Here is a 26,750-nt window from a genome sequence, read left to right as displayed (position 1 = left end):
CGCGTTGGACAGAAGCTTGCGCACGCAGATCGTCTCGCGCGCGCCGCCCATCCGGCGGCGGAGTTGAAATGACGAACGTTTGGCGCCTCATGACGCTTCCGTGGGATGGGTGAAGCACCAAGCAAGAACCCCAGCGTCCAGCACAAGTAGCCCACGGCCGGACCCTCACGCACTCTTCCGTCCTGCCCACCTCCACGCACTCACCACCTGCGCGCAGCGTCATCATCCGACGCGAGACACCGCGTAAGCCCCTCAAAGGCCGCCCGCGCGGCCGGCCGGGGGCGGGCCCCGCAAGATTCTCGCCCATCCCCCACCGGTGGCAAGAACGCCAAGCAAACCGCTCGCCCCAGCGTCCGGCAGGCCACTGCCGCGTCGTGCGTCTCAAGAACTCAAAACAGACGTAGCAACAACATCACTGCCGATGATAAACCTCGGCCCCCTTCTTAACGAACTCGATGGACTTCTCCTCCATCCCCTTCTGCAACGCGTCCTTCTCGCTAACCCCCTGAGCCGCCGCATAATCCCGCACGTCCTGGGTGATCTTCATCGAGCAGAAATGCGGTCCGCACATCGAGCAGAAGTGCGCCACCTTCATCGAATCCTTCGGCAGCGTCTCGTCGTGGAATTCCTTCGCCGTGTCCGGATCCAGCCCCAGGTTGAACTGGTCGTCCCAGCGGAATTCGAAGCGCGCCTTGGACAGCGCGTTGTCGCGGATCGCCGCGCCCGGATGGCCCTTGGCCAGGTCTGCCGCGTGGGCCGCGATCTTGTACGTGATGATGCCGTCCTTCACGTCCTTCTTGTTCGGCAGGCCCAGGTGTTCCTTCGGCGTCACATAACAGAGCATCGCCGTGCCGTACCAGCCGATCAGCGCCGCGCCGATGCCGGAAGTGATGTGGTCGTAGCCGGGAGCGATGTCGGTGGTCAGGGGGCCCAGCGTGTAGAACGGCGCCTCGTGGCAATGTTCCAGCTGCAGCTCCATGTTTTCCTTGATCATCTGCATCGGCACGTGGCCCGGGCCTTCGATCATGACCTGTACGTCATGCTTCCAGGCCACCTGCGTCAGCTCGCCCAGGGTCTTCAACTCGGCGAATTGCGCTTCGTCGTTGGCGTCGTAGCCCGAGCCCGGACGCAGGCCGTCGCCCAGCGAGAAGCTGACGTCGTAGGCCTTCATGATTTCGCAGATTTCCTCGAAGCGCTCGTACAGGAAGCTCTCCTTGTGGTGTGCCAGGCACCACTTGGCCATGATCGAGCCGCCGCGCGAGACGATGCCGGTCATGCGGTCGGCCGTCATCGGAATGAACGGCAGGCGCACGCCCGCGTGGATCGTGAAATAGTCCACGCCCTGTTCGGCCTGTTCGATCAGCGTGTCGCGGAAGATCTCCCAGGTCAGGTCCTCGGCCTTGCCGTCGACCTTCTCCAGCGCCTGGTAGATCGGCACGGTGCCGATCGGCACGGGCGAGTTGCGGATGATCCATTCGCGCGTTTCGTGGATGTGCTTGCCGGTGGACAGATCCATGACCGTGTCGCCGCCCCAGCGGATCGCCCAGGTCATCTTTTCCACTTCCTCGCCGATGCCGGAGCTGACGGCGGAGTTGCCGATGTTGGCGTTGATCTTCACCAGGAAGTTGCGGCCGATGGCCATCGGCTCCACTTCAGGGTGGTTGATGTTGGCGGGGATGATGGCGCGGCCGCGCGCGATCTCGTCGCGCACGAACTCGGGCGTGATGGCCGCGGGAATGGAGGCGCCGAAGGACTGGCCCGGGTGCTGGCGCAGCAGGCGCTTGACCATCTTCTCGCCGTCGGGGCCGCTGTCGCGCAGCGTCTGCAGGTAGTGTTCGCGGCGCAGGCTCTCGCGGATCGCCACGTATTCCATTTCCGGCGTGATGATGCCGCGGCGCGCGTAATGCATCTGCGACACGTTGGCGCCGGACTTGGCGCGGCGCGGCGGACGCTGCAGGTCAAAGCGCATGGCCGTCAGCTTGGGATCGGTCAGGCGTTCCTTGCCATAGTCGCTGGTCGGACCCGACAGCACTTCCGTGTCGCCGCGCTCTTCGATCCAGGCGCGGCGCAGTTCGGGCAGGCCGCGGCGGATGTCGATCTTGGCTTCGGGGTCGGTGTAGGGGCCGCTGCAGTCGTAGACGGTGAGCGGCGGATTCTTCTCGCCGCCGAACATCGTTGGCGTATCGTCCTGCTCGATCTCGCGGAATGGCACGCGGATGTCGGGGCGCGAGCCCACTTCATACACGCGGCGAGATTTGGGCAGCGGTGCGACGGCCGCCGCGTCGACTTCGGCGGTAGCGGCCAGGAATTTGGGATTGGCGTTCATGGAAAGCTCCAAGCGAGTGGTTGGAGCCGATCGGGAAGGAATTCCCGCCGCGCGCGCAAAGACGCATGGCGGGAATACGGCTCCCAGCATCGGCATTATCCGTACTGGTACGAAGGGACTCTCTCAACACGTCCGGCCATGTAGGCGGGACGAGTACCCCTGCGCGAAAGCGAAGTATAGAGGCTGGCGCGCGTTCCGACGAATCGCGTGGCTGCTGCGCCGTGTCAGCCGGAGCAGGCGGCAGCTGGTATTACCGCTTTACAATTGGATTCAGACTGGGGCGACACTGTCATTCAGGTTCGGTACACTTTTCCAGTGCCGGGGATGGAGTGCATCGCCTGGTCTTAGTCCACATTAAGAAGGAAACGAGCATGCAACTGACCCTACGCAAATTGGCGCCCGCCCTGGTAGTCGTGACGTTGGCGCTAGCGGGTTGCAAGACCGCCCCGACTAAGACGTCTGGCGATACCGCCACGCCGCAAGCAGGCCAAGAGGCCGCCAAGCCCGCCGCCGCCGCGGCCTCAGTGGACTTCTACCTGGCGCAGAAGCAGCCCGGCGCCGGCATGCGCGAAATCAACCTGCCCGACGGCAAGCTCTACATGCAGACGGTGCCCGTCCTGACGCGCGCAGATCTCACCGACGCCGCCGCGCTGGTCGACCGCCAGGGCCAGAACTTCGTCGGCCTGCGCTTCTCGGAAGCCGGCGCGCGCAAGCTCAATGACGTCAGCACGAAGAACGTCGGCAACATGCTGGCGCTCGTGATCGACCAGGAACTGGTCGCCGCCCCGCTCATCGGCGAACCGCTGAACCGCGGCGTGCTGGCCTTCGGTGTGGCCTCGGCCCAGGCCGCCTCGGAAATCGCCGCCAAGATCCGCGGCGACGCCGCCGTGCCGCCGGCTGGCGGTGCTGCTCCGGCTCCCGCTGCCAAGCCCTGAGCGAGGCTAGCGGCGAAAAGCCCGGCAATGCCGGGCTTTTTTACGTCCGCGCACGATGCGCGGAGGAGGATTGATGAGGGCTTGGCGTCTTTTGCGCGGCCCCGTGTGCCTGACGGTGCAAGGCGCGTAGCGCGATCTCAGGCTCGTTGGCCACGACTTTCAGCAGAGCGGCAGCCGGTCCGGTAGGAACCCGGCGCTTTTGCTCCCAGTTTTGCAAGGTGCGAACGCTGACCTGCAACGCCGCCGCAAACTCAGCTTGAGACAGCTTGGTCTGTTCGCGCACCTGCTTCACGTCCAGAGGATCGAGCGTGGATATCCTCGAAGGACGCGTCTCTCCCTTGCGTATCGCTGCCGCTTCTTTGAGGCTTGTCTTCAAATCGGCAAGTAACTGCTTGTCCATTTCACAAGTCCTTTACCAGCGCCCGCAGTTCAGAAAGTTCCGCTGCGCTCAGGTTGTCCCGCACGCTCTTTGGGTAGGCCAACAGCATCAGAATCTGGTCTTCATCGGTGAGCCAGTCGTAGATCACCCGTATCCCACCGCTCTTGCCGGTTCCCGGCCGCATGCGGGATCCTCCAGCAACATCGCTGCAATTCTCGATAGCCATCATCGGGCAGCAAGGAGGTGATTTGCCGGGTAAAGACGCTGGTTTCTATGAAAACCATGATTGGTTTGTACGCCAATGGCGTAGTCGAAGTTGCACGTAATACCGCAAGCGGCGGCGCGAAAAATCGCCGACCACTGTATGTGCTTTATCGAGAGGCAGGGGAGCTACTGCGCGATTTCTGTCACTGGGATGCGCTTGGCGGACGTGAGCTTGCGCGAGGCCCGCAAAGGCTGCCCGCGATCAGCCCAGCTTGCGGCCGCGCGTTTTGGCGCCGCGGCGGATGAGGATGGTTTTTTCGATGTAGGCCTGTGTGATCGATTCAAGGATCACGCGGTCGTCGGCCGTGAGCGATTCGAACAGCGAAGGCGAAATATTCGGGAAGGGCCAGGGCGCCATCGGACGCGGCCGACCGCCGGGGCGCGGTACGGGTTCGGCCACGCCGGGCGCGGGCAGCGTGTTGCTGAGGTCGTAGCCTTCCACGGGAAGTTCCAGCGGGCCCTTGCCGGTTTCCAGCCATTCGACCTCGACCTTCAGGACCTGTGCCAGCTTGCGGGCCGAGCGGCTTGAGTGCCGCAGGCCGCTTTCGTAGCTGCCGATGGCGCTTTGCGAAATGCGCGCCAGACGAGCGAGGTCTTTCTGCGTGTGGCCACGCAGCAGGCGCGCATGCTTCAGTCGGTCTGAGAATGTTTTCACACCGGCGATTGAAGCTTGCTGGTCACGCGCTTTGGTGGTTATAAATATTACTTAAGTGATATTTATCAAAGGTGAGCGCATGGAGCAACGAGGCAGCGTCTTCGTCGTACGGCTCGACGCAAGGGCGGACGAGAATTTCGCCGAGGCTTTGCGTCTGTTGCGTTGGCAGGTCCGCGTGTTCGATTCGTCCGCTGCCGTATTGGAACACTTGCAGGCGCAGGGCGCTGATGCCCTGGTACTTTTGGGAGGTACTCAGGGAGTGCCAAGCCTCATTGCCATGCTGCGCCGGGCGGCGCCCGCTATGGCGGTGCTGTGGCAGGCCGCAGATGTCGACGCGTCCGATCGCATCGCCGCGCTGGATGCGGGCGCGGACGTCTGTACCGCTGCAGGTATGGACGCGTTGGAATGGGATGCCCTGCTGCGCAATCTGTACCGGCGCGCGCCGTCCACCGCCTTGCCTTGGAGGCTAGACCCGCACGCCGGCGCGCTGGCGGGGCCGGCTGGCGAGTTTCTGCCGTTGACGGTCACCGAGCGCGCTTTTTTTGTCCGCTTGTTGAGCGCGCCGGGCTATTGCCTGCGCCGCGAATGCTTTTTCCCTGCCGGTAAGCGCAAAGCCCTGGATGGGGCGCGGCGGGTTGACGTGCTCTTGTCGCGGCTGCGCAGCAAGGCGCGCCGCCTCAATATCGACTTGCCCGTGCTCGCGGTGCGGGGGTGGGGCTACATCCTGCTGCCCCAAGGCGCAGCAAGCATGCAGGGTCTTAGAGCACTACCAGGTTATCCCGATGCATGAGCTCGGGTTCGGTCATGCTGCCCAGAATGCGCGCGATCTGCGACGAAGGCTGGCGCAGGATGCGGCGAGTGTCGGCCGATGAGTAGTTGATCAGGCCGCGGGCGCATTCGCGGCCCTGGCCATCCACGCAGGCGACCACGTCGCCGCGGCCGAACTCGCCTTCCACCTCGGTCACGCCGATGGGCAGGAGGCTCTTGCCCTCGCGCAGCAGCGCCTGCACGGCGCCGTCATCCAGCACCACGCGTCCGCGCAGGCGCAGGTGATCGGCCAGCCACTGCTTGCGCGCGGACCACACGGGCAGCACGGCGCGCAATTCGCTGCCGATGCACTCGCCCTGGGCCAGGCGCGTGAGCACGTTGCGCTCGCGGCCCGATGCGATGACGGTATGCGCGCCGCTATGCGCCGCGCGCTTGGCCGCCAACACCTTGGTCAGCATGCCGCCCGTGCCGATGCCGCTGCCCGCGCCGCCAGCCATGGCTTCCAGCGCGGGGTCGCCAGCCTGGGCGTGCGACATGAACTTGGCGTCAGGGTTCTTGCGCGGATCGGAGTCGTACAGGCCGCGTTGATCGGTCAGGATGATCAGCGTGTCGGCTTCGATCAGATTGGTGACCAGCGCGCCCAGGGTGTCGTTGTCGCCCAGCCGGATTTCGTCGGTGACGACCGTGTCGTTCTCGTTCACGATCGGCACCACGCCCAGGCGCAGCAGCGCGAACAGCGTGCTGCGGGCGTTCAGGTAGCGGTGGCGGTCGGCCAGGTCTTCGTGCGTCAGCAGGATCTGGGCGGTGCGCAGGCCGTATTCGGCGAAGGCCGCCTCGTAGGCCTGGCACAGGCCCATCTGGCCCACGGCCGCGGCCGCCTGCAGTTCATGCATCACCGATGGGCGCTTGCGCCAGCCCAGGCGCGCCATGCCTTCGGCGATGGCGCCGCTGGAGACCAGCACGATCTGCTTGCCCTGCTTGTGCAGGGCGGCGATCTGCGCGGCCCAGTGCGCCACGGCGGCGCGGTCCAGGCCTCGGCCTTCGTTGGTGACCAGCGACGAGCCGACTTTGGCGACGAGACGCTGGGCGTTGGTGACGACGGAAACGACAGGTGTTTCAGCAGACATGATGGCGGCCGGCTGCGGCGAGAAAAAGGCGTAATCGTAAGGACTGCGATTATGGCTTATTCGTCGTCGCCGCGCGGCGCGGGGCGCTGGTCGGCGGTCGAGCGCTTGTCGTCGAAGCGCGGGTCCGGCGCGACATAGTTCTCTTCGGCCTGGTCTTGCGACAGGTGTTCCTTTTCGCGCTCGGCGTCCAGGTAGTCCTGCAGCGCGTAGATCAGGTCTTGCGTGCCTTCACCCGACAGGCCGGAAATACCGAACACCGGGCCCTTCCAGTCGTAGAGTTCAAGGAAGCGGCGCTTAGTGTCCTCGGGGTCGGGCACCATGTCCAGCTTGTTCAGGACCAGCCAGCGCGGCTTGGCGGCCAGTTCCGGATCGTAGCGGCGCAGTTCCTCGACGATGGCGCGCGCGTCGACCACGGCCTGCTCGACGGGATCCGCGTCCGGGTCGGGCGTGGACACGTCCACCAGGTGCAGCAGCACGCGGGTGCGCGCCAGGTGGCGCAGGAACAGGTGGCCCAGGCCGGCGCCTTCGGAGGCGCCTTCGATCAGGCCGGGAATGTCGGCCACGACGAAGCTGCGCGACGGCGAGGTGCGCACCACGCCCAGGTTGGGGTGCAGCGTGGTGAAGGGGTAGTCCGCGATCTTCGGCTTGGCATTGGAAATGCGCGTGATCAGCGTGGACTTGCCGGCGTTGGGCAGGCCCAGCAGGCCCACGTCCGCCAGCACCTTCAGTTCCATGCGCAGGTAGCGGTGCTCGCCTTCCTTGCCGGGCGTCCATTGGCGGGGCGCGCGGTTGACGCTGGACTTGAAGTGGATATTGCCCATGCCGCCCTGGCCGCCGGCCGCCAGCACGACTTTTTGTTCGTGCTGGTTCAGGTCGAACAGGACTTCGCCGGTGTCGGCGTCATGGATGATGGTGCCCACCGGCACGCGCAGCGTGATGTCCGGCGCGGCCGCGCCGTACTGGTCCGAGCCGCGGCCGTTTTCGCCGTTCTTGGCGCGGTGCAGGCGGGCGTAGCGGTAGTCGATCAGCGTGTTGATGTTGCGGTCGGCCACCGCGAAGATGGTGCCGCCGCGTCCGCCGTCGCCGCCGTCCGGGCCGCCTCTGGGAATGAACTTTTCGCGGCGAAAGCTCGCCACGCCATTGCCGCCTTTGCCGGCGACGACTTCGATGGTGGCTTCGTCTACGAATTTCATGATGTCCGCGCGTGTAGTGGTAAGGAGTGGGGCGGGGCCGTCATTCGGCGCCGCCGGGAGGCAGGGGCCGGAACCGTCCGGCTGCTGCCCGAAATCTGGAAAAGCTTAAAACAAAAAAGCCCTGCCGCATGCGACAGGGCTTTTGCCGTTCTGGAACGCGGCGAACCGCGTTGCTGACCGTGCTGGTCCGATTACTCGGCAGCGACGATCGAAACGGTCTGCTTGTTCAACGCGCCCTTGAAGCCGAATTGAACCTTGCCGTCGATCAGCGCGAACAGGGTGTGATCCTTGCCCATGCCGACGTTCACGCCAGCGTGGAAGCGCGTGCCGCGCTGACGCACGATGATCGAACCAGCGGGAATCAATTCGCCGCCGAATGCCTTGACGCCCAGACGCTTCGATTCTGAGTCGCGTCCGTTCCGCGTAGAGCCGCCGCCCTTTTTCTGTGCCATGTTTAGCTCCTGCTAAGTGGTACCGAGTCGCTTCTTAAGCCGTGATGGCTTCGATGCGGATTTCGGTGTAGTTCTGACGGTGGCCCTGACGCTTCTGGTAGTGCTTGCGACGGCGCATCTTGAAGATCTTGACCTTGTCGTGGCGGCCTTGCGCAAGAACCGTTGCCTTGACCACGGCGCCGGAGACGAGGGGCGTGCCAACTTTCAGTTGGTCGCCTTCGCCCACGGACAGCACTTGGTCCAGGGTGATTTCTTGCCCAATGTCTGCCGGTATCTGTTCTATCTTGAGTTTTTCGCCAGCGGCAACGCGATACTGCTTGCCACCGGTTTTTACGACCGCGTACATGGGGGATTCCTTAAATAGGTAAATGGGTCCATCTGCGCTGCCCGCCCTGCTGGGCGGGATTGCCGCTCTGGCGGGGCGCTTTCTTCTCCTGGCGCCAGAGCCTGGCGGAAGAAAAAAGGCCTTGATGCCTGGGAAAGTTGAACCTTCCTTGGCACCCAGAGGGGTGACGCAAATGCAACCGACGTAATTCGGGCATTGCTGACCGAATCCGGAATATTAGCCCGGGACTTTCAGAAAGTCAAAAAGCTGTTGCAGGCTAAGGGCTTAGGTGTCGCATGCGCGCTTCAAGCGCCGGGGATCACCCGCAGGGCGATGTCCCGCGCCACCCGCTGAATCCCGTCGATCACGTCGCGGCGGTGGGCTTCGTCCAGCCGGTCGGTGGGGATGGAGGTGCTGACGGCTATCCGCTTGCCCAGCGGCGTCATGCCCACGTAGGCGGCATAGCAGACCAGGCCGGTCGCCACTTCCTCCAGATCCTGAGCGAGGCCCGTGCTGCGCACCTGTTCCAGTTCCTGGTCGAGCGCGGCGCGGGTGGCGAGACTGCGTTCGGTGACGCGCGGCAGCGTATCCGGTACGCGGGCGGCCAGGTCTTCGGGCGGCAGGCTGGCCAGCAACGCCTTGCCCAGCGCGCAGGCGTGCGCCGGCAGGCGCAGGCCCAGGTCCGACACCAGCCGCACGGGGCGGCGCGCGTCCTCGCGGGCCAGGTAGACCACATCGAAACCATCCAGCGTCGCCAGCTGCACCACTTCGTTGTGCCGCGCCACGAAAGCGCCGGCGGCCGCCTGGAATGCCGCTTGCAGCCCGTCCTGGCGCAGATAGGCATGGCCCAGTGCCATCAGTTCGATGCCGATGACATAGCCGCCATCCCGGCGCTCGATCCAGCGGCGCTGTTCCAGGCAATCCAGCAGCAGATAGAGCGTGCTGCGGGCGAGCTGGCAGGATTCGGCCAGTTCCGATGCCTTGACCGGCGTGTTGCGGCCGGCCAGCACTTGCAGGATGTCGTGCGTGCGGCGGATGGCGGGGACGTCGTGTACGGTAGCCATGCTCTGTTTGTCCAATATATTGGACATAAATTCATGATGTTGGACATGATAATGGAAGTCTCCTAGACTGCCCCGCACATCATTCGAACAAGGCGAGGAGACTCATGGACCAAGCAAAGGCGCTGCCCGTCGATCTGGAACAGGCGTTGCTGGTGGGGCGGGTGTGGCGGCCGGGGCATGGCCCCTGCGTCGTGGCGGTGCGCCGCGGCGAAGTGATCGACATCACGGCGGCCGCGCCCACCATGGCGGACCTGCTGGACCGTCCCGACCGCGTGGCGCTCGCGGCCAGCGCCGCCGGCGAGTGGCTGGGCGACGTGCATGCCCTGATGGCAGCCAGCCTGGCAGGCCAGGAGGGCTTGCGCCTGCTGGCGCCTTGCGACCTGCAGCCCGTCAAGGCGGCAGGCGTCACTTTCGCCATCAGTCTGCTGGAACGCATGATCGAGGAAGAGGCCGGCGGCGATGCCAGCCGCGCCGAGGAAATCCGTGTCCGCATGCAGGCGCTGATCGGCTCGGACCTGTCCCGCCTGCGGCCGGGCTCGCCCGAAGCGGCCAAACTGAAGGCTGAACTGACCGAGCGCGGCCAGTGGTCGCAATACCTGGAGGTGGGGATCGGCCCGGACGCCGAGGTTTTCTCCAAGGCGCCGCCCATGGCGTCGGTGGGGACGGGCGCGCAAATCGGCGTATTGCCCGAATCCCGCTGGAACAATCCCGAACCCGAGATCGTGCTGGCGGTGGACAGCCGCGGCGAAATCGTCGGCGCCACGCTGGGCAACGACGTCAACCTGCGCGACATCGAAGGCCGCAGCGCCTTGCTGCTGACCAAGGCCAAGGACAACAACGGCTCCTGCGCCATCGGTCCCTTCATTCGCCTGTTCGACGGCGGCTTCAGCCTGGACAGCGTGCGTCAAGCGGATGTGTCCCTGCGCATCGAGGGCCTGGATGGCTTCGTGCTGGACGGCGTGAGCCACATGCGCGAGATCAGCCGCGATCCGCTGGACCTGGTGCGCCAGGCTTGCGGCAAGCATCACCAGTATCCAGACGGCTTCATGCTGTTCCTGGGCACCATGTTCTCGCCCACCCAGGACCGCATGGGCCCGGGCACCGGCTTCACCCACAAGCTGGGCGACCGCGTCGTGATCGCGTCCGAGCGCCTGGGCGCGCTGGTCAACGAAGTGCGGCTGGCCACCGAGATCGAACCCTGGACCTTCGGGGTGCGCGCGCTCTATGCCAATCTGGCCGGGCGCGGCCTGTTGCGGCAAGGGACCTGAGCCGTCGCCAGACGGCGCTGGGCAGGGAGGGCGCGCCGGGCGCCGTTCCTATCGGCGATTCCGCCAGGATGACGGCTCGCGGTCCGTCACTCCCCGTATAATCCTTGGTCGAATCCTCCCGCCGTCTGCGGCGGGCCCAGCGGTAAGAGCCGGCGCGCGTTCGCGCCGCGGCTCGTTTCACTCTCCCGGATACGTCTTGAATCTCCCCGAGCTTGTTGCCCCCATTGCAGACGATATGAAAGCCGTCGACGCGGTCATCCGCGAGCGGCTGAATTCCGAAGTGGTCCTGATCCGCACGATCGGCGACTACATCATAGGCGCGGGCGGCAAGCGCATGCGCCCGGCCATGGTGCTGATGGTGGCGCGTGCGCTGGGCTACGAGGGCACGCACCACCAACTGCTGGCCGCCGTGGTCGAGTTCATCCACACCGCGACCCTGCTGCACGACGACGTGGTCGATGAATCCGACCTGCGCCGCGGCCGCGAAACCGCCAACGCGGTGTTCGGCAACGCCGCCAGCGTGCTGGTGGGCGACTACCTGTATTCGCGCTCCTTCGAGATGATGGTGGAAGCGAACTCGATGCGCGTCATGAGCATCCTGTCCGAAGCCACCACGGTGATCGCCGAGGGCGAGGTGCTGCAGCTGCTGAACGTGCACGACCCGGACGTCTCGCAGGAACGCTATCTGCAAGTGGTGCGCTACAAGACCGCCAAGCTGTTCGAGGCCGCAGCCCAGGTGGGCGCCGTGCTGGCGGGCGCCACCCCCGAGCAGGAAGCCGCCGCGGCCGCCTACGGCCGCCACGTCGGCACCGCCTTCCAACTGGTGGACGACGTGCTGGACTACAGCGGCGACGCCGCCGCCCTGGGCAAGAACGTGGGCGACGACCTGCGCGAGGGCAAGCCCACGCTGCCGCTGATCCGCGTGATGGAAGTGGGCACCCCGGAACAGCAGCAACTGATCCGCGACGCGATCAAGACCGGCGACGCCGACTTCGCCGCCGTGGCCGCCGCCATCCAGGCGACGGACGCCCTGGAACATGCCCGCCAGGCCGCCGTGGCCGAGGCGGATCTGGCCCGAAAAGCACTTTCTGCTTATCCCATTTCCCCTTTTCAAAAATCTCTGTTAGAATTCTGCGCTTTCGCGGTGAACAGAGATCGCTAAGCGAATTAGGCGAAAAATCTGGGGAAACCCAGATGGGGAAACCCGGTGGCCTTAAGCGTGGCGGTTGATGAAAGCGAAAGATGATTTGGTTGCACTGAGCGCAGCGAAGTCAGTAGTAGTAGTAGTAAGACTCGGGGCGTAGCTCAGCCTGGTAGAGTACTGCGTTCGGGACGCAGGAGTCGGAGGTTCGAATCCTCTCGCCCCGACCACTTATCTGTGGTCGAATTCTTGGTGGTGTTCTCGACACCAGCAGCAATAGCCGGAACCGCGAAAGCGGCGCCGGCTTTTTTGCGTTTGCTCTCTTCCTGTGCCAGCAAGATGAACGTCGCATCGATCGCGACGCCCGCTTCCTGAGCCATCAGCATAGCAGTCCGGTAGTCCGGAAGGTGCGTGCCCTTCACATAGCGATCCAGGGTCTGCTGTTTCAGACCCCACGCCTTCGCCATGCTGTTCACGCTGCGCCCCTTGAGCGCGGCTTCTACAAATTCCTGATATTCCATCGCCAGTCCTATCTTGCCGAATTACACGGATTCGGGTAATGTCGCCCTGAATTACACAAAATCGTGTAACACGGAACCGTGTTTTGACTAACGATAACCGCCCTTGAACGGGTATGCAACTGGGCCGAATGGCCTAGCGCCGAAAAGAGGAACGCCATGCCACACGTGATCGCTGTCGCGTCCACCAAAGGTGGAGTCACGAAGACCACAACCTGCGCAAATCTCGCAGGAATATTTGCCGATTTCGGCATGCAGGTGCTGTTGTTCGACGCGGACGAACAGAACAGCCTGACGAAGTACTACCCCATCGAACAGCGCGCTGAACACGGGCTGACGCGAGTTATTACGCGCGGTGGCCTCGTCACCGAAGACTGCATCAGCAAGACCGCGATTCCGGGAATCGACATCGTTTGCTCGGATGCTGTCGCGGGGAATCTGCAAACGTGGCTGAAGGATCGTGAAGATCGTCTGTTGATAATGCGCCGGGCAGTGAGGCGCTCAGCGGCCGTCGAGAAATACCACGCGATCATCATCGACACCCAGGGCGCGGCGGGCGAGCTGCAGAAGACGGCGGCGATGGCGGCGGACGTGATCCTGTCGCCGATCAAGCCTGACGTTCTGTCTGCGGCTGAATTTGCAGACGGCACGCTGCGCATGATGGAGTCTTTGAACAGTCTGTCCGACTTCGGCGCCGACTTCCGCAGTGGGGACCTATACGTCGTCATCAGCGCCCTGGAGCGTAACAACAACGCGCGTCACGTTGCGGATCAAATTCGCCGAAGCTTCCTCGGTCATCGGCAGGTGAAGGGCATTCTAGAGACGGTCGTTCCGCATGCAGCCGCCTATACCGCTGCGACGACTGCACGAATTCCGGTTCATCAATACGACCGTCGCAGGGGGGACAAGTCGCCCTGGGACGTCATGCACCGCTTGGCTTGGGAGCTCTTCCCCGCATTGAACGGCATCTACGTGGACGGTCAGGGCCAGCCTAGTGACGCGGGGGCTTGAGCAATGAAAAGAGCCATTAGACTTCCCGAACTGCCGGACATCGGAGACGTGTTCCGCGCAACCGCGCCTGCTGGAGGAGAGCAGCCGCCCCTGACGTTTTACGTGGCCGTGTCTTCAGATCACGCGCCCCTGGAAATGCGACGCGCGCGTGCTGCTGCCGTAGTGCAGACCGCTCTCCTCGCGATGCGACCCGTCGGCCTTGATTCTACGTCGACGGCTCCCTCCGAAGTCGTGAGCTTCAGCGAAATGAGCCTTATGGGCGTCTCAGAGACCGAGGCCGCAAGAATTTTTGAAGACCCAGTCCTCCATCGCTGGGTCCACCGCCCGATCTTTATCGTGCCGGACCCAACGCCCTACTTGAAAGCGTGGTCCGCCATCAGCTCGGGGAGGGTAGAGGCATGAGCACGAACAAGGAGCTTGCTCTCCTGCACTTGAGCACCGAGCTCGATCTTTTGCATCGTGCAACCGCGGGCTCCCCCGAACGCGCCCTGCACTTGGGCGTGGTGTTAGGCGCCGTGAGCGCGTATCGAAACCTCGGCGTGCTTGATGAAGACGACTTGCTTTTCATGGCCACCGCCCTCGCTGGCGAGGACGAAAAGCTGCCAATCCTGAGGGGCAACTGATGAAGCCCGCATCGAAGAAAGTAGACCTGGACCAAATGATCGCTTCGCGGCTGAGCGAAAGGTCGCCGGACCCTGCCGCAATCGACTCGGCGTTGACCAACGTGATTACCCTCAATGTCCGAGACGACTGCCGTCTGTACGAGCGCAACCCGCGGACGGTTCGCAATGAAAAGTACGACGAGATCAAGGAGTCGATCCGCACGCGCGGCCTCGATCAGATGGTTGCTGTTACGCAGAGACCTGGCGAGAAGCAGTACATCCCGGCTAAGGGCGGCAACACCCGCTTGGAAATCCTGCAGGAACTGGTCGCCGAAGGCCATATGCAGTTCTTGCATATGGACTTCGTGAAGGCTCCGTACCGCAGCGAGGCAGCCCTTCTCGCGGCCCATATGGTGGAGAACGACCAACGCTCGGGCCTGCTGTTTTGGGACGCAGCGCGTTCGACCTTTGACCTGAAGCAGGAGGTGGAGCGCGAACGCGGCGGCCCGATGAGCTTGCGTGACTTTTCCGAACACCTCAAAGCAGGTGAAGGAATACAGGCGTCCCCTGCGCTTCTGAGCCACTATGGTTTCACCATGAAGCATCTGGCCGACCTGGCGTGCGCGGCCAGCCAGCTCTCCAGGCGCGATGTGCAGGACCGCTTCATACCGGCACGCAGTCGGCTGGCGACGATTGCGGCGAAGCTTGGTGCCGAGGAGGCTCTCGACCAGGCTTGGACGCTCGCGATCGATCACATGCGAGAGCGCTACGTCGCGACCAAGTCGCTGGACTTCGCGGCATTCACTGCTCGTCTTGACGAGAACTTCGCCCAGCGCATCAGTCTTACGGTGGACGAGCTCCAACGCGCGGTGCAGATCCTCCAGGCTAATCCGGACGCTGAATCCGCGAGCTTGGTGCGTGACGCGAAGCAGCATGCGCCAGCACCAGGCAGCTCCCTGGCAGACACGCAAGCCTCGGACGGTGCCGATGAAAGTTCAGGCCGTGATTCAGCGAACGTGGCCACGCAGATGAAGCTGCCTCCGCAGCATGAAACCTCCAATGCCTCAACCTCGCGGCGGAATGGTGAGCACGACACTGAAGCCGCCGGCGCGCAGCCGAGTTCGAAGCAGCCGCCCGCCGACAGTCGAGGCTCCGCCGAACGGGAACTCTGGCATGCGCTGGAGGAACTCGTGACGGTCAGCCATCTTCAAGGGTGCCTCCTGTCCGTTGACGAGCTGCCTTTGCGCTTCATGGTCGAGATACCCAAGGATGTTGGCGGCGACCTGGGCTCATTGCAAGAACAAGCTCTGCAGGGTGGGGACTACGCCGAACGTTATTACGCGTGGTGGTGGCTGGTCCTTCTGTCGCAACAAAACACGCCCGCAGGCCTCGCGGCTCTGTCCCTTGAGTCAGACTTCAAGCTCCACGCCGAAAGCACTGACTCCTGGCAGGATGCGTGCGACAACCTGTTGGGAGACCCGGTTTACGCAGACGGCTCCTACCACGTCGTGCGTCGAATGACGGACCCGGATGATGCCACTGGGCTTGTGTATCTCAGGGTGATCCAAGCCGTCCGACAGTTCAATCAAGCATTTCCTGAGCGTTCGAAGGACTCATTCTGGCAATCGGTGGGCGTGCCGGTGGAGTTGACTGGAGGCGCGTCATGAATTTCCTGGAGTTGACCCATCCCACCCTGAAACGCAAAGCGCTGCGAGAGCTGAACGAACAGATCCGGCGGCGCGCACATGCCGACGGGGCGCTACCACAGCACACGGCGGAACTTTTATTGGCTGGCCTTCGCGATCGAGGGCTTGATGCAATGCTTCCAGCAGTCACGGTGCGCATCTACGTGGACCCCGAAGCACTGGTGGAACAACAGAGCGAGCACCAGCGACGCCAGGAGCTCATGGCGCAGCTTCGACGGTTTCTCCGCGCACAAGCGGGCGGATCGCTGATCCGCGCGCTGTTTCCGGCAATACCGGCAGCGGAAGTGGACCAGATGCGGGCGCATATGCGGCTAAGTCCGCCTGGCCCAGCCGTTGAGCTGGATCCAGCGGAATACCTTCGGGTGCACAGCATTTGGAAGGAGCTGCAGGGGACCACTTCTGACGTCCGGGAGCGATATCTCGCACTCCATGAGGCATTTCCAAAGCACACGCTTCTCACACTGTTCGCCGCGCTCAATCAGCGCTAACTGGAGATCGCCGATGACTTCGACAAAATCACCGCGGGCCTTACCCGCAAACGCTGGCGAGGATGCTCCTGGTGCCATGGTCACCGTCCTCAAGGGCACGCCGGCGTTTCGCCCGCTGACGTACACACTCGCGATGCAACGGGTCGTGGAACGTGCGGCAGATCAGCCCCCTATGAAGGCGATGTCAGGCCGTGCCGGCCTGTGGAGGGCCGGCCGTGATTAGGATCCTGTCGCTGTTGAGTTGCTTCCCAATGCCCAGGAGGGGCTTGGGACCTTTGGCTTCGCCCATCGACCCTGCGTGGTTCCCAATTCGCCTCTTTGATCGACGCGGAAGCGCTGCGAACGATCCTCAGTTCGTCACCGAGGGTCGGCACGTGTGCCCAGACGGGAGTCCGCAATGACAGCATGGGATTTTGCGCTCGATCCCTACGGGCGACAGTACACAGCGAACGCCGATACGGATGCCGTCGCCCAGCGCGACCAGGCCAACGAGCATTACTTGCTAAGAGTCTTGGACGCGCCGATCACCATCCATCGCGCCTTCGTAGAGCTCGCAGGCAGTCTCAACGCTGCGGCCATCTTGAGCGACCTTGCCGCCCAATCCGACCTGACCGAACTAGCGGGCGACTGGGTCTATATCGACGCGGAGGAATGGCGTTCGCGCCTGGGACTGTCCTACAAAGAGCAGCTCACAGCGCGAAGACTATTGGAGCGGAACGGCTTTCTGGAAACGATGCGCATCGGAATGCCCCCGCGAACGGCCGTTCGCGTCAACTGGCTGGTAGTGGATAGGGAACTACGCGTACAGGCCGCGAACGCGGCGCTGGCGCGTCCATCTCCGAGCCTGAGTAGCTGACAGTCGTATGTCGACCAACATCGCCTACGACCGACTTTGGCTGGCCCTGAAGCGGAGCCGGCCTATCGCCTTTGGACTGTTCTTGGCACGTATGACCGGGAATCCGAAGGCGGCGATCGTACTGTCCCAGCTCGCGCATTGGACGCGAACCGGACGAGACGTAGCTCAAACCAACGGCTGGATCTTTAAAACTCAGCAGCAGTGGTGGCTTGAGACAGGCCTGTCGCGCGCGGAGCTCGACACCGCGCGCCGCAGGCTCCGCAATCTCGGCTTCGTAGAGGAGACATTGGCGGGCCGGCCAGCCACGTTGTGGTATCGAATGAACCTTCCGAACATAGCGAGGGCCTTGGAGGTGTGCAGGAAGGAGGCCCTTCCTGTCGAACTCACATTTGAGTTCATGCGCGCGCCTGAGCGCGCGGTGCGGGATCTGCTCGGGCCAACTACGGCGTATCACCGCATCCTGGCAGACGTGACCGGCGGAGTGAACGCCGGTCTACTTCTGTCGCGACTGCTCCAGCTTCAGCGCAAGTCCGTCGAGTCCGGGTATCCCTGGTTCAGCCTGACCGCACTCAACTGGCAAGAGGATCTCGCGCTGAATAGACGCTCGTTGGAGAACGCCAAGGATAAGCTGAAAGAGCTAGGTCTCGTACAGGAGTTCTACCTGAACCGCGGCGCCAAGCGCGTTTACACGCAAGTAGATCCCGCACTGCTCTGCAAGCTTCTGGAAGCACAGTTCGCATCTCAAGCAGCAGCCCGAAAGAGGGCTGAGGTGGAAGGTTTGGCGACCACGCGGCGCCACCAGGCATTCCAAATGTCTAGGGGCGAGCCGGGGCAGACTATGCCGCAAGCGGGCCCCGCGCCTGCCAATGTACGAAACCGACAAACTGGTAATGCCAAACCGGAAATATCAGATTGTGGGATTCGTACATTGCAGATTGCTGGAAACATGCATAGCAGTTTGCCAGATTCGTCCACTTCTATAAGGGATACGACTACAGGTCCGAATACAGCAACGACCACAACCCACGCGCGCGCACGGGAGGCCGTTTTGCAGCGAAACGAGTCAGTGGTGGTTGATTTGGACTCCCTTCTGTGGCCAGACGTGCTTCCGCAAGAGAGCAGGCAGGGCGCGATCACGATTCTTGGCTACGCGCCAACTGCTGTCCGGCAAACCCTGCTCGACGAGTTTGGCGCGCGAGCAAGACGGCAATCTGTGGAGAACCCGCTCGGATACCTGAGGCGACTGGTTCTCCTGGCCCAGCAAGGACGATTCGTGCCCGAGCTTGCCCATCTTGAAGAACAGCGTCGTCGCAACCTGGTTGCGGTTTCCGCCTCGGTGCGGGCGGCGGAGGCTGTGGTGGCGGCGAAGGCCTGCCCGGGTCCTCAGCCTTCGTCGAAGGAAGAGGGACGCGCCCGAATCGCAGAGCTACGCGCGGTGATGGCGGAGCGGAGGGCTCGGCCATGAGTGTTTTGCAGCAAAACAGGTCGACAAGGAAATTGACATTCGCGACCACGCTGTCGCCCTGGAGCAATTTCCTAACGATGCGGGCCAGCATCACCCATAAACACATTCAACAACGGAGAAGCGCCTGATGGCACCGAAAAAAACGGCGGTTGATTCTTCCCTGTCCGCATTTGCGACGGCGGACAACTCCCCATTTCCCGATCGTTACGACCTCGACGGTGAGCGCCGCATACTGGGCTCCCTCCTCAACGACGATGACCCCGACCCGGCCCATCCTCTCTTCGGGCGCTTGCAACTCTACTACGAGCGCGAGGCCGAATTTACGCGTATGCGTCAGGCCCATGAAGCGCGTGCCGGCGCCGACCCCTTGGTTGGGAGTTCTGAGGCGCGCCAGATAAAGACGTTGCCGTCGCTGGTCGCCGAGAGCCAGGACGTTATGTCTCTTCACACGCTGGAGGCCCTTCGGCTGTTTATGGGAAAGGCGGTCGAGCCCGGCAAGCCCGGCGCTCCGATTGCGGGTGGAAAGCGTGTTGCGGCAGCACTTCGATCCCTTTGGTCGCTGTCGTCGAATGACAATCCCTATGCAGACTGGGCTCTGGTCGAAACGAAGGCCCGCATTGAGGAAGTGCGCGCATACATCAAATCCGAACAAGGGCAACTGCTGTTGAAGCTGGACGAGATGAGAGCCAAGGGCCTCGCGTACTCGGTTTTGCAGTCCCGGGAGCCCGCGCAAATGCAGCTCGGCTTCGCCTCGCCCTATGGCTATATGGTGGCGCTACTCATCGTGGAAGTCGACTACTTCACACGAGTGTTGAAGAGTGCTCAACGTCGCGACCTAGTTTCGGGACGCCAAGGTCATGCGCTACTGCAGGCCGTCAAGCACAAATGTCGGAGCGTCTTTGAACGCGTTCTGTACTGGCAGAAGTATCTGATGAAGGACGAGCTCGTCACCCTAAGTCGCGTCGACTTTGTCGCGGGAGCAGAAGCGTCAGCCCAGCAGCGCGTGAGCGCCGTGAAAGCCATATTCGGGGAGGTGCCCAAGCCGGTGTTCATGGGTGAGGAGGCTCCTCGCCATACGAAGCGCCGGCTAAATCTATCTGCTGCCGAATTGCGACTGTTGGATGCGGTGCCGCTAGCGGATGCAGTTGCTACAGGCGTCGACAAGAACCTTCTGACCTAGATGGAGACGCTCATGTCGCCAAAGTCTGTCGCAGATGGTCTCACCAGCATGACAGGTTTGCCGTCACCTTCCGGGCTGGAGGGTGCGCGAGCGGTCGCCAGTGTCCCATCGTTCTCGTGCTCGTCCGTATCCGTGGACATAAAAGCCTTTAAGGGTAAGGGAGCGTTCCGCTCCCTGTCGCGGCAGTTCGCTGATTCGGTGGCGCAGGCAAGGGATGCCATGAGCGATCTGGCGCTGGATACCACCAGATTCGAAGTCGGCTGCTACTTGCGCCTAGTAGAAGAGCGTGGCCGCGGGGCGCTGGGACGGGCGCGGTTGCGTTGGTGCATTCGAGGCCATGCGCGCTACGTGCGATTTGAAGCGCTGGCAGGAATCTTGGAGACGCTCCCGCCATCGGTCGTGGAGCACTTCCGCAACTGCGACGTTCGCGCGATGGAATTGAACGCGCTTGAAAGCGTGCTGCGCCAAGCCGTCGACCAAGTGGAATCGTACTTGCGAAATGGTGCGCTGCGCCAACGGGCTGGAAACTTGGTGCCGCGCGCCGTTTTGCAGCAAAACACAAGAACCTATGAACGAAACCAGCAATCTTGAAGCTGCCGAAACGGGCGAACGACCCTGTCCACGCGGTAAGAGAGTTCTACGAGGATCAACTTTTTTGGAGCATTGAAATGGCTATGAGAAGCGAGATGGGCGGAAATGTTCTGGTGAATCCAGTGCTGAAGACCGTCAAGGTGAAGGGTGATGATCGCCAAATTTGCGAGCTCCGAGTGATGTGCTCGGAATACAAATCTGATGGCAATGGGGGGTACGTGCAGGACGACTCACGGACGTTTCCCGTCCAAGTGACCATCTGGCATGAGGGAACTGCAAAGCGGGTGTACGAGGTGGTGCGGGTTGGGGCAGCCGTCAGCGTGGTCGGGGCCGCATATGTGCGGCCATGGATCAACGAGCAAAGCGGTCAGGCAGAGGCCGGCATGTGCATGGACGCCGAGAAAGTCACCCTGGGCCTTCAGCGGATTGAAGCCGTGCAGTACCGCGCCAAGGCGCAGCCGGAAGCACCCCGAGCTACCGAGGCGGCGCCGACCGCTCTCTAACCATTATTCGATCGGTCGGGGGTGGCTCCGCCACCTCTGACGTGGAGGACATTGATATGCGTATCAGCACGAGAAGGCCGAAGTGGGAGCAGTTTCGCGAGTCGTACGTCCTGCGTGTCGGGAAAGAGCAGCGAGTGGTGGGCAGAGTCGACGTGATTGGCTCGGTGGGGTACTGGTGGCAGACGGCCGATAAGACGGATGTCGCCTACAGCCTTCAAGAGGCCAAGCGGAAGGTTGAGGACTTGCTTAGGCTGGGCGGTGGAGTGGTGGTGCTCAAAGGCATGGCGGCAAGTCCAATGGCCCGGGCCGCATAGGGGCGGGCCATGCGTAACTTTATTGGTCAGTATTTGGCGCGCGTGCGCCTAGCCACTCTTGAGACTGTTCTCGGGACTGCCGCCCTGGCGAGGAAGGGGCGCATCGCTGCGATGGGAGCGCCGCGCCGGTGGTGGCGCGTTCTGGCTCTTTTCTGCTCTGGTGTGCTTTTCGCAAACCTTATCGCCTATTTCGTGTCTGGCGGCGAGTCTGGGCATGAGGGTCTTGCCGGGTTTGCCGCACATCCCTTCAACATGGCCCTCATCGCTTATGTCCTCGGGTACGTGCTCTGCTTCGGCACCTGGAACTTGCTTTCGGTTGTTCGACGGTTGGGCCGCGAGGAAATGACGCGGGCGTCCTTCTTGCGAATGAATGGAAAGCGCACGAACTGGCCGCGACGTATCCTTCAGGAGCGGAAATGACGAAGACCCTCATAATCGCTGAGAAGCCCTCTGTCGCTCGCGATATCGCTGCGGCGCTTGGTGGGTGCCGTCAGGCCGGGAACTGGCTGGAAGGTGAGCAGTTTGTTGTCAGCTCTGGCATAGGGCACTTAGTTCAGATTGCCGACCCCGATCCTGGTCAGCCTGCTGGTGGGTTCGGTGGCCTTCCCCGCATTCCCGACCGATTTGTGCTGAGTCCTATCCCCGGAACGGTCGACCAGCTCAAGCTGCTCGGGAAGCTGATTGCACGCCCGGATGTGATCTCGGTGGTCAACGCTTGCGACGCGGGCCGTGAAGGTGAGCTGATCTTCAATCTGATTTATGAGTTTCACAAGGCGCAGAAGCCGGTGTATCGGATGTGGATTCAGTCCATGACTCCTGCGGCGATCCGCGAGGCCTACAAGGGGCTTCGGCCGGCCTCAGCCTTCGCCAGGTTGGGCGATGCGGCGCGCAGCCGGTCCGAGGCGGATTGGCTGGTTGGCATTAATGGTTCAAGAGCGGTATCTGCATTGGTTGAAGTGCTGACCGATCGACGCGAGCGGAAGTCGCTGGGGCGAGTCCAGACGCCGACGCTCGCGATTGTTGTTCACCAGGAGCTTGCCATTCGCTCCTTTGTGCCGCGGCCATACTGGGAACTGCATGCGACTTTCGCCGTGCAGGCGGGCGAATATGTCGCGCGTTGGCGCGGTCCGTCTATCGACTCGGGGGACTCTGGCGACACGACTCACCGCATATGGGACAAATCCGCGGCCGAGGCCCTGCACGCACGATGCCGCGCTGCGGAGCCCTCCACGGTGCGAGATGAGTTCAAGGCAGTAACAAGCGCTCCGCCTAAGTTGTTCGACTTGACGACGCTTCAGCGTGAGGCCAACAAGCGGTTCAAATTCTCCGCCAAGAAAACGTTGGACTTGACCCAGGCCTTATACGAGAAGCACAAAGCTGTAACTTACCCGCGCACAGACTCCAATGCGCTTCCGGAGGACTATGTGGGGAAAGCTGCCTCAGTAATGGAGACGCTCTCTGTGGGTGCGTACGGCGAGCATGCTGGACGGATCATTGCCAATAGCTGGGTGCGCCCGGACAAGCGGATCTTCAACAATGCGAAGATCTCCGATCACTTCGCCATTATTCCAACTGGGAAGCTTCCGGAAGGCCTGACCGAAGGCGAAGCTAAGGTTTTCGACCTGGTCGTGCGACGGTTCCTGGCTGCCTTTCACCCGCCCGCGGTCTACGCTAAGACCGAGCGAACGACAGTCATGGCAGGACACGAGTTCACGGCCACGGGCCGAGTGCTTCAAGAGGCTGGATGGATGGCGGTCTATGGGCGAGACCTTGATCCGGAGGACGATTCCACATCACTTTGCCCATTGGTGCAAGGCGAAGGCGCGGCGAATCGCGGCGTGAAGCTCGTGGCGCAGAAGACGAAGCCGCCCGCCCGGTTTAACGAAGCCACGTTGCTGGGGGCAATGGAGACCGCTGGAAAGTTGTTGGAGGACGATGATCTGAGAGAGGCGATGCGAGAGCGAGGGCTTGGAACGCCCGCCACTCGCGCGGCCATTATCGAAGTACTCCTAGCGGATCATGATCGTGCCAAACGACCGATTGAACCCTATTTGCGGCGGGAGGGAAAGGAGCAGCATCTCGTGCCCACCGACAAGGGCATTCAGCTTGTGCAGTTCTTGGAATCCAACGGACTTGAAGAATTGACTTCGCCCAGGATGACCGGGGATTGGGAAAGCAAACTGCGACTTATGGAGCGCGCCCAGTACGACCGATCGCGCTTCATGACCGAAACCGCTCAGTTTGCACGTCGCCTGGTTGAGACATTGAAGGCCAGGGCCGCGGCCGCCCCTGCGACGCCAAAGACCAGGCTTGCAGCGCCATGCCCAAAGTGTCAGGCGCCGCTGCAGGCGGGCACGCTACAAGTCTCGTGCAGCGCAGAATGTGGGTTTCGCCAGGTTAGATTGGTGGCAGGACGCGAACTTTCCGACGCAGAGCTGACTGTTCTGTACATCGATGGGAAAACGGGGCTGCTGGAAGGCTTCGTCAGCAAGACGAAGCGACTGTTCAGTGCCAAGCTCAAGGTAAATGCAGAGTGGCGTCTGGAGTTTGAATTCGAGGCCAGAGGTGACGCCAATACGGGCGCCGGTGTGACGCTCGGTGGTACGCAGAAGCGCTATCCGTGCCCGCTTTGCCGGCAACCGCTGCGCCTGCGGCAGAGCTCGAAGGGAGCCTTTTGGGGATGTTCAGCTTATCCGCAGTGCAAGCACACTCAGCCCGACGATGGCGGAAAGCCAGGCGTTCGCACGGCGACGGTCACGGCATCCATGCCGGTCGCGGAGGCGTTGCAGCTATCTGCCAGCCGTGAGGCGCCCGGTGGCGCTGCCGGAGCGGCGTGCCCGACTTGCGGCTCGGGAAAGCTCGTGAGCCGGGCTTCGAGCACGTCGCCCAGGCGCTTTCTAGGCTGCAGCAAGTTCCCTAAATGCCGTCATTTCGAATGGGAGAAAGGTCATGCGTCGAATTAGGGTGGACGTGCCTTTCAGGGCAGCTATTGGAACCATAGGGCGTGTGTCTCTGAACTTTGACCACTATGACAGCCTTCAAGTGCCAAAAGCCAGCTTATCTATTGACTTGGGGGTTGGGGCATGCGGGGAGGCAGTTACTGCCAGTCTTGACGTTGCGGCACTACGGCAGCTTGTGGACGGGATGATGGACGTGATTCTCGCGGTCGAGCGACGCCAGCGTTTGGACGGCCTGCAGGCTGCTGTTTAGCACTGCAGAACCTGTAGGTGCGGTATTCGCTGTTTAGCGTACACACTGCGCGGTGTGTACGGTAGTGAAGAAGCAGCATCATAAATATGACGATTTTCGTGATCAATAGCTTGGAGATCTGCGGCAATGGGTAGGCCTGCGTTTCAGCTAACGGACGACCAGGCGCGGCAAATCATGGCGGAGATCTCTCGCCTCCAGGCTGCCTATCCTGACGTCGCAGATAACCGCGCTTTTCTTGGTGGTCTGATAAGCGCGGTGCTAGAGGTCACGGGCCGCCTATACGGCGTTCCAACATACCAACGGATACTGCGTGCCTACGCGCCAACCCGAAGACCTTCCACGACCACCATCCTTTCCGTGTTGGTTCGCGTGCAAGAGCGCCTGGCTCGTACCTCTGCTGGGCAGGTCGATCCGGATCTCCGCGCGACTGCGCTTCCGCGAGTGACAGAGCGTGCGGCGAGGCAGGATGATCCGACTACCCTTCGACTGCTTGCCGTTGAGTTGGAGGAGCACCGCCGCCGGCGGCAGGTGCTGGAGGCTGACAACGCTCGGTTAGAGGCTGCGATGGTGGCCCAGCAGTGTGAGCTCGCCCGCGTGCAAGGTCAGGCCGACAGCGCCGAGCGGGCGTTGGCCGCGATGGCGGATAAGCTCTCTGCGCGTGTGACTACCGTGACGAACGTCACGGAAGCGGAGAAGGGCGGTCGGGCGTTTGCTCTGCGCGCGATTGAGGCAGCACGCGCGGAAAGCCGGCTGTGGAGGGAGCGCTACGAGGGGCTGCAGGCGCTAAGGAAGGAGGAACAGGCGCTGCTCGAATCGTACCGAAGAGCGGCGGTGGGGGCCGCAGGAGCGCCGCGATGAGCGAAGTGGCACCTCTCCCCCAGTTCGTCACTGCAAACGGCTCTGAGGCCGTTTCTTGCGTCCTTGGACATGTTAGCGATGACTGGGAGGCGGCAGAGCGTTGGCTTCAGGCGCTCGCTGCAAGAAGGCCGCCGGTGAGCCGGCACACACTGGCGAACTATCAGCGCGAGATCTTCCGCATCCGATGGTATTGCGACTTGGTCGGGTCTGATGGGCCGAGTCGATGGTCCATTCCCGACGTTACCCGCTATCTAAAATTCTTGCGGGAGCATTCAGGCGACCACATCTGCGGAAGACGTGCAGCACGCGTTGGTGATATCGATTGGACGCCTTTTCGCGCCAGGCTTGGTGCTTCTGCCTTGGCGAATGCTCAGAAAGTGTTGCATGCCCTCCTCAAGTTTTGGTTTGAGGCAGGGTATCGGCGGGCCAATCCGATGGCATCGATTGGGAGTGGTGGGGGAGTGGGCCGGGATGCTCCACGCCGGCATGCAGTGCCACCAGACTTGATTGAGGAGGTTCTAGATTCGATGGAAAAAGCCTCCCGCACATCGGTTGAGAAGAAGCTCATGTTCTTGCGGGATCGTTTTATCTTGCGACTGCTGCAATTCACAGGAATGAGGGCGAGCGAAGTGGTTCTCGCAAGTATGGGCGATGTCGAGCTCTATGCTGATCCGAAGTCCGGGCGCGCGCACTGGTCCTTAGTTGTGAGGCATGGGAAGGGAGGAAAAACAGGCCGCGTAGCTCTTCCACCCGCAGTCATGGACGATCTTCGTGCATACCGATACGCGTTTAACTTTCCGCCAGATCCTGTGTGTGGTGACACTACGGCGCTCATCCTGTCGACGCGGACTCGCAAGGTGGACGGGCCGGCGCGCTGCCCGTCCACCGTGGTAGGACGCCGTAGTCAGCGCCGATGGGCCGAGATTCGTCGTCGCGCCACCCTTTGGGACATACTCACGGGCGCCTTTCAGCGATGTGCTGCGGGGTTTCGTAGCGCTGGCCGGGATCAGGACGCAGTGCTGCTGGAGCGGGCGTCGACCCACTGGCTAAGGCACACGTTCGGGCGGCAGCTGACCGCGATGGGAGTGGACGTGCGGGTGGTCGCCAAGGCGATGCGTCATGACGATGTACGGACTTCTATGGCATACACGGAGCTGGACTTTCTAGACGTCGTGCGGGAAATGGAAAAGGCGCAGCCTTTCGGGAAATAAGGGGGGGGGCCGAGCCGGCAGATAGAGGGGGGGCCTTGCAATGAAATTTCATGCGGAAATGTTTGGATGTTTTGCTGGTCCTTGGGGCAAACCGACCAGAAGCGGAAGTCCACTTGATTCGCGCAATGTTTGGTGAAGGCCGGGAGCGGCCATCAATGACAGGCAGCTCCCGACCCAATGCGGCCGGTCAAAGGTTAGTTCTCGCCGCCCGATATCGTGTTTGTGACGATTCGGCCCTGGTCTGAGTCACGCTGCACAACCCGTGTACAATGCTCCCGCAGCATCTGCAACGGATGCGGCTTCGCTTCGATAGCGATACTAGTGGACCCGGCGTTTGCCG

Annotated in this window: 27 protein-coding genes, 1 tRNA gene and 1 other annotated feature (1 of these 29 only partly in view); of the genes, 19 read left to right on the top strand and 9 right to left on the bottom strand. The window is 62.4% G+C overall.

Features of this window, described 5'->3' with window-relative positions; genetic code table 11:
* Positions 1–412: 412 nt before the first annotated feature.
* A complete protein-coding gene (gene thiC, locus IAG39_RS29355; protein WP_059378166.1) occupies positions 413–2,326 on the bottom strand; it encodes a phosphomethylpyrimidine synthase ThiC in 1,914 nt (637 codons plus the stop codon).
* A gap of 371 nt (positions 2,327–2,697) precedes the next feature.
* Here thiC and IAG39_RS29350 point away from each other — a divergent pair, with 371 nt between their 5' ends.
* Positions 2,698–3,261 (top strand): SecDF P1 head subdomain-containing protein, encoded by a 564-nt coding sequence (locus IAG39_RS29350; protein WP_059378164.1) that lies wholly within the window; start codon positions 2,698–2,700, stop codon positions 3,259–3,261.
* A gap of 40 nt (positions 3,262–3,301) precedes the next feature.
* Here the strand turns inward: IAG39_RS29350 and nadS are convergent, their stop codons facing one another.
* The 3 genes from nadS to IAG39_RS29335 all read right to left on the bottom strand — a co-directional run bounded on the left by nadS (position 3,302) and on the right by IAG39_RS29335 (position 4,559).
* Entirely contained in the window at positions 3,302–3,661 is a 360-nt protein-coding gene (nadS, locus tag IAG39_RS29345; protein WP_223283285.1) for a NadS family protein, read from the bottom strand.
* A gap of 1 nt (position 3,662) precedes the next feature.
* Positions 3,663–3,824, bottom strand: a complete 162-nt coding sequence (locus IAG39_RS31705) for a type II toxin-antitoxin system RelE/ParE family toxin (RefSeq protein WP_223283286.1) — start codon at positions 3,822–3,824, stop codon at positions 3,663–3,665.
* Between the two features lie 282 nt (positions 3,825–4,106).
* Entirely contained in the window at positions 4,107–4,559 is a 453-nt protein-coding gene (locus IAG39_RS29335) for a helix-turn-helix domain-containing protein (RefSeq protein WP_059378162.1), read from the bottom strand.
* 79 nt (positions 4,560–4,638) lie between these two features.
* Between IAG39_RS29335 and IAG39_RS29330 the strand changes: the two genes are divergently transcribed.
* Complete coding sequence (locus IAG39_RS29330; protein ID WP_118931596.1) at positions 4,639–5,349, top strand: response regulator transcription factor; 711 nt, start codon at positions 4,639–4,641, stop codon at positions 5,347–5,349.
* On the opposite strand, the gene proB is transcribed toward IAG39_RS29330, so the two are convergent.
* The 5 genes from proB to IAG39_RS29305 form a co-directional block, all read right to left on the bottom strand.
* The gene (proB, locus tag IAG39_RS29325; protein WP_059378159.1) at positions 5,318–6,454 is read right to left on the bottom strand and encodes a glutamate 5-kinase; all 1,137 of its coding nucleotides are present in this window, start codon (positions 6,452–6,454) and stop codon (positions 5,318–5,320) included. The genes IAG39_RS29330 and proB overlap by 32 nt on opposite strands.
* Before the next feature lie 56 nt (positions 6,455–6,510).
* Entirely contained in the window at positions 6,511–7,647 is a 1,137-nt protein-coding gene (gene obgE, locus IAG39_RS29320) for a GTPase ObgE (RefSeq protein WP_059378158.1), read from the bottom strand.
* Between the two features lie 191 nt (positions 7,648–7,838).
* Positions 7,839–8,099, bottom strand: a complete 261-nt coding sequence (gene rpmA, locus IAG39_RS29315) for a 50S ribosomal protein L27 (RefSeq protein ID WP_006216229.1) — start codon at positions 8,097–8,099, stop codon at positions 7,839–7,841.
* A 34-nt stretch (positions 8,100–8,133) separates the two neighbouring features.
* Positions 8,134–8,445 (bottom strand): 50S ribosomal protein L21, encoded by a 312-nt coding sequence (rplU, locus tag IAG39_RS29310; RefSeq protein ID WP_006216228.1) that lies wholly within the window; start codon positions 8,443–8,445, stop codon positions 8,134–8,136.
* 284 nt (positions 8,446–8,729) lie between these two features.
* On the bottom strand, positions 8,730–9,488 hold the full coding sequence (locus IAG39_RS29305) for an IclR family transcriptional regulator (protein WP_118931688.1): 759 nt from the start codon (positions 9,486–9,488) through the stop codon (positions 8,730–8,732).
* A gap of 104 nt (positions 9,489–9,592) precedes the next feature.
* Here IAG39_RS29305 and IAG39_RS29300 point away from each other — a divergent pair, with 104 nt between their 5' ends.
* The 17 genes from IAG39_RS29300 to IAG39_RS31700 all read left to right on the top strand — a co-directional run bounded on the left by IAG39_RS29300 (position 9,593) and on the right by IAG39_RS31700 (position 26,410).
* The gene (locus IAG39_RS29300; RefSeq protein WP_118931597.1) at positions 9,593–10,756 is read left to right on the top strand and encodes a fumarylacetoacetate hydrolase family protein; all 1,164 of its coding nucleotides are present in this window, start codon (positions 9,593–9,595) and stop codon (positions 10,754–10,756) included.
* Between the two features lie 196 nt (positions 10,757–10,952).
* Entirely contained in the window at positions 10,953–11,918 is a 966-nt protein-coding gene (ispB, locus tag IAG39_RS29295) for an octaprenyl diphosphate synthase (RefSeq protein ID WP_054457702.1), read from the top strand.
* A gap of 132 nt (positions 11,919–12,050) precedes the next feature.
* Positions 12,051–12,127, top strand: a tRNA-Pro gene (locus tag IAG39_RS29290).
* Between the two features lie 447 nt (positions 12,128–12,574).
* On the top strand, positions 12,575–13,426 hold the full coding sequence (locus IAG39_RS29285; RefSeq protein WP_006224648.1) for a ParA family protein: 852 nt from the start codon (positions 12,575–12,577) through the stop codon (positions 13,424–13,426).
* A 398-nt stretch (positions 13,427–13,824) separates the two neighbouring features.
* A complete protein-coding gene (locus IAG39_RS29280; RefSeq protein ID WP_006224646.1) occupies positions 13,825–14,049 on the top strand; it encodes a hypothetical protein in 225 nt (74 codons plus the stop codon).
* On the top strand, positions 14,049–15,695 hold the full coding sequence (locus IAG39_RS29275; RefSeq protein ID WP_118931598.1) for a hypothetical protein: 1,647 nt from the start codon (positions 14,049–14,051) through the stop codon (positions 15,693–15,695). The genes IAG39_RS29280 and IAG39_RS29275 overlap by 1 nt, the downstream gene beginning before the upstream one ends.
* Positions 15,692–16,222 (top strand): hypothetical protein, encoded by a 531-nt coding sequence (locus IAG39_RS29270; RefSeq protein WP_006224644.1) that lies wholly within the window; start codon positions 15,692–15,694, stop codon positions 16,220–16,222. The genes IAG39_RS29275 and IAG39_RS29270 overlap by 4 nt, the downstream gene beginning before the upstream one ends.
* A 397-nt stretch (positions 16,223–16,619) precedes the next feature.
* On the top strand, positions 16,620–17,078 hold the full coding sequence (locus IAG39_RS29265; RefSeq protein ID WP_006224643.1) for a hypothetical protein: 459 nt from the start codon (positions 16,620–16,622) through the stop codon (positions 17,076–17,078).
* Between the two features lie 7 nt (positions 17,079–17,085).
* On the top strand, positions 17,086–18,543 hold the full coding sequence (locus tag IAG39_RS29260) for a hypothetical protein (protein ID WP_006224642.1): 1,458 nt from the start codon (positions 17,086–17,088) through the stop codon (positions 18,541–18,543).
* Positions 18,544–18,670: 127 nt separating this feature from the next.
* Positions 18,671–19,723, top strand: a complete 1,053-nt coding sequence (locus IAG39_RS29255) for a PFL_4669 family integrating conjugative element protein (protein WP_006224641.1) — start codon at positions 18,671–18,673, stop codon at positions 19,721–19,723.
* Between the two features lie 12 nt (positions 19,724–19,735).
* Positions 19,736–20,314 carry a hypothetical protein gene (locus IAG39_RS29250; RefSeq protein ID WP_127186024.1) on the top strand — a complete coding sequence of 193 codons (579 nt, stop codon included), beginning with the start codon at positions 19,736–19,738 and terminating at the stop codon, positions 20,312–20,314.
* A complete protein-coding gene (locus tag IAG39_RS29245; protein WP_006224639.1) occupies positions 20,311–20,817 on the top strand; it encodes a single-stranded DNA-binding protein in 507 nt (168 codons plus the stop codon). Before IAG39_RS29250 ends, IAG39_RS29245 begins: the two co-directional genes overlap by 4 nt.
* A 56-nt stretch (positions 20,818–20,873) precedes the next feature.
* The gene (locus IAG39_RS29240) at positions 20,874–21,131 is read left to right on the top strand and encodes a hypothetical protein (protein ID WP_006224638.1); all 258 of its coding nucleotides are present in this window, start codon (positions 20,874–20,876) and stop codon (positions 21,129–21,131) included.
* Between the two features lie 9 nt (positions 21,132–21,140).
* Positions 21,141–21,551 (top strand): hypothetical protein, encoded by a 411-nt coding sequence (locus IAG39_RS29235; protein ID WP_118931599.1) that lies wholly within the window; start codon positions 21,141–21,143, stop codon positions 21,549–21,551.
* On the top strand, positions 21,548–24,094 hold the full coding sequence (locus IAG39_RS29230; RefSeq protein WP_118931600.1) for a DNA topoisomerase: 2,547 nt from the start codon (positions 21,548–21,550) through the stop codon (positions 24,092–24,094). Before IAG39_RS29235 ends, IAG39_RS29230 begins: the two co-directional genes overlap by 4 nt.
* A 421-nt stretch (positions 24,095–24,515) precedes the next feature.
* The gene (locus tag IAG39_RS29225) at positions 24,516–25,199 is read left to right on the top strand and encodes a hypothetical protein (protein WP_223283287.1); all 684 of its coding nucleotides are present in this window, start codon (positions 24,516–24,518) and stop codon (positions 25,197–25,199) included.
* A complete protein-coding gene (locus tag IAG39_RS31700) occupies positions 25,196–26,410 on the top strand; it encodes a tyrosine-type recombinase/integrase (protein ID WP_223283288.1) in 1,215 nt (404 codons plus the stop codon). The genes IAG39_RS29225 and IAG39_RS31700 overlap by 4 nt, the downstream gene beginning before the upstream one ends.
* Before the next feature lie 320 nt (positions 26,411–26,730).
* Positions 26,731–26,750 (top strand) — a sequence feature (sul1 is cis-regulatory element that is thought to sense ions involved in sulfur or methionine metabolism; They are found in Alphaproteobacteria); it runs 35 nt beyond the window's last position.

Origin of the sequence: Achromobacter xylosoxidans (assembly GCF_014490035.1) — a bacterium.
Classification (GTDB): domain Bacteria; phylum Pseudomonadota; class Gammaproteobacteria; order Burkholderiales; family Burkholderiaceae_B; genus Achromobacter; species Achromobacter bronchisepticus_A.
Note: the sequence above shows the minus strand (reverse complement) of the source record. Positions and strands in the feature narration are given on the sequence as shown.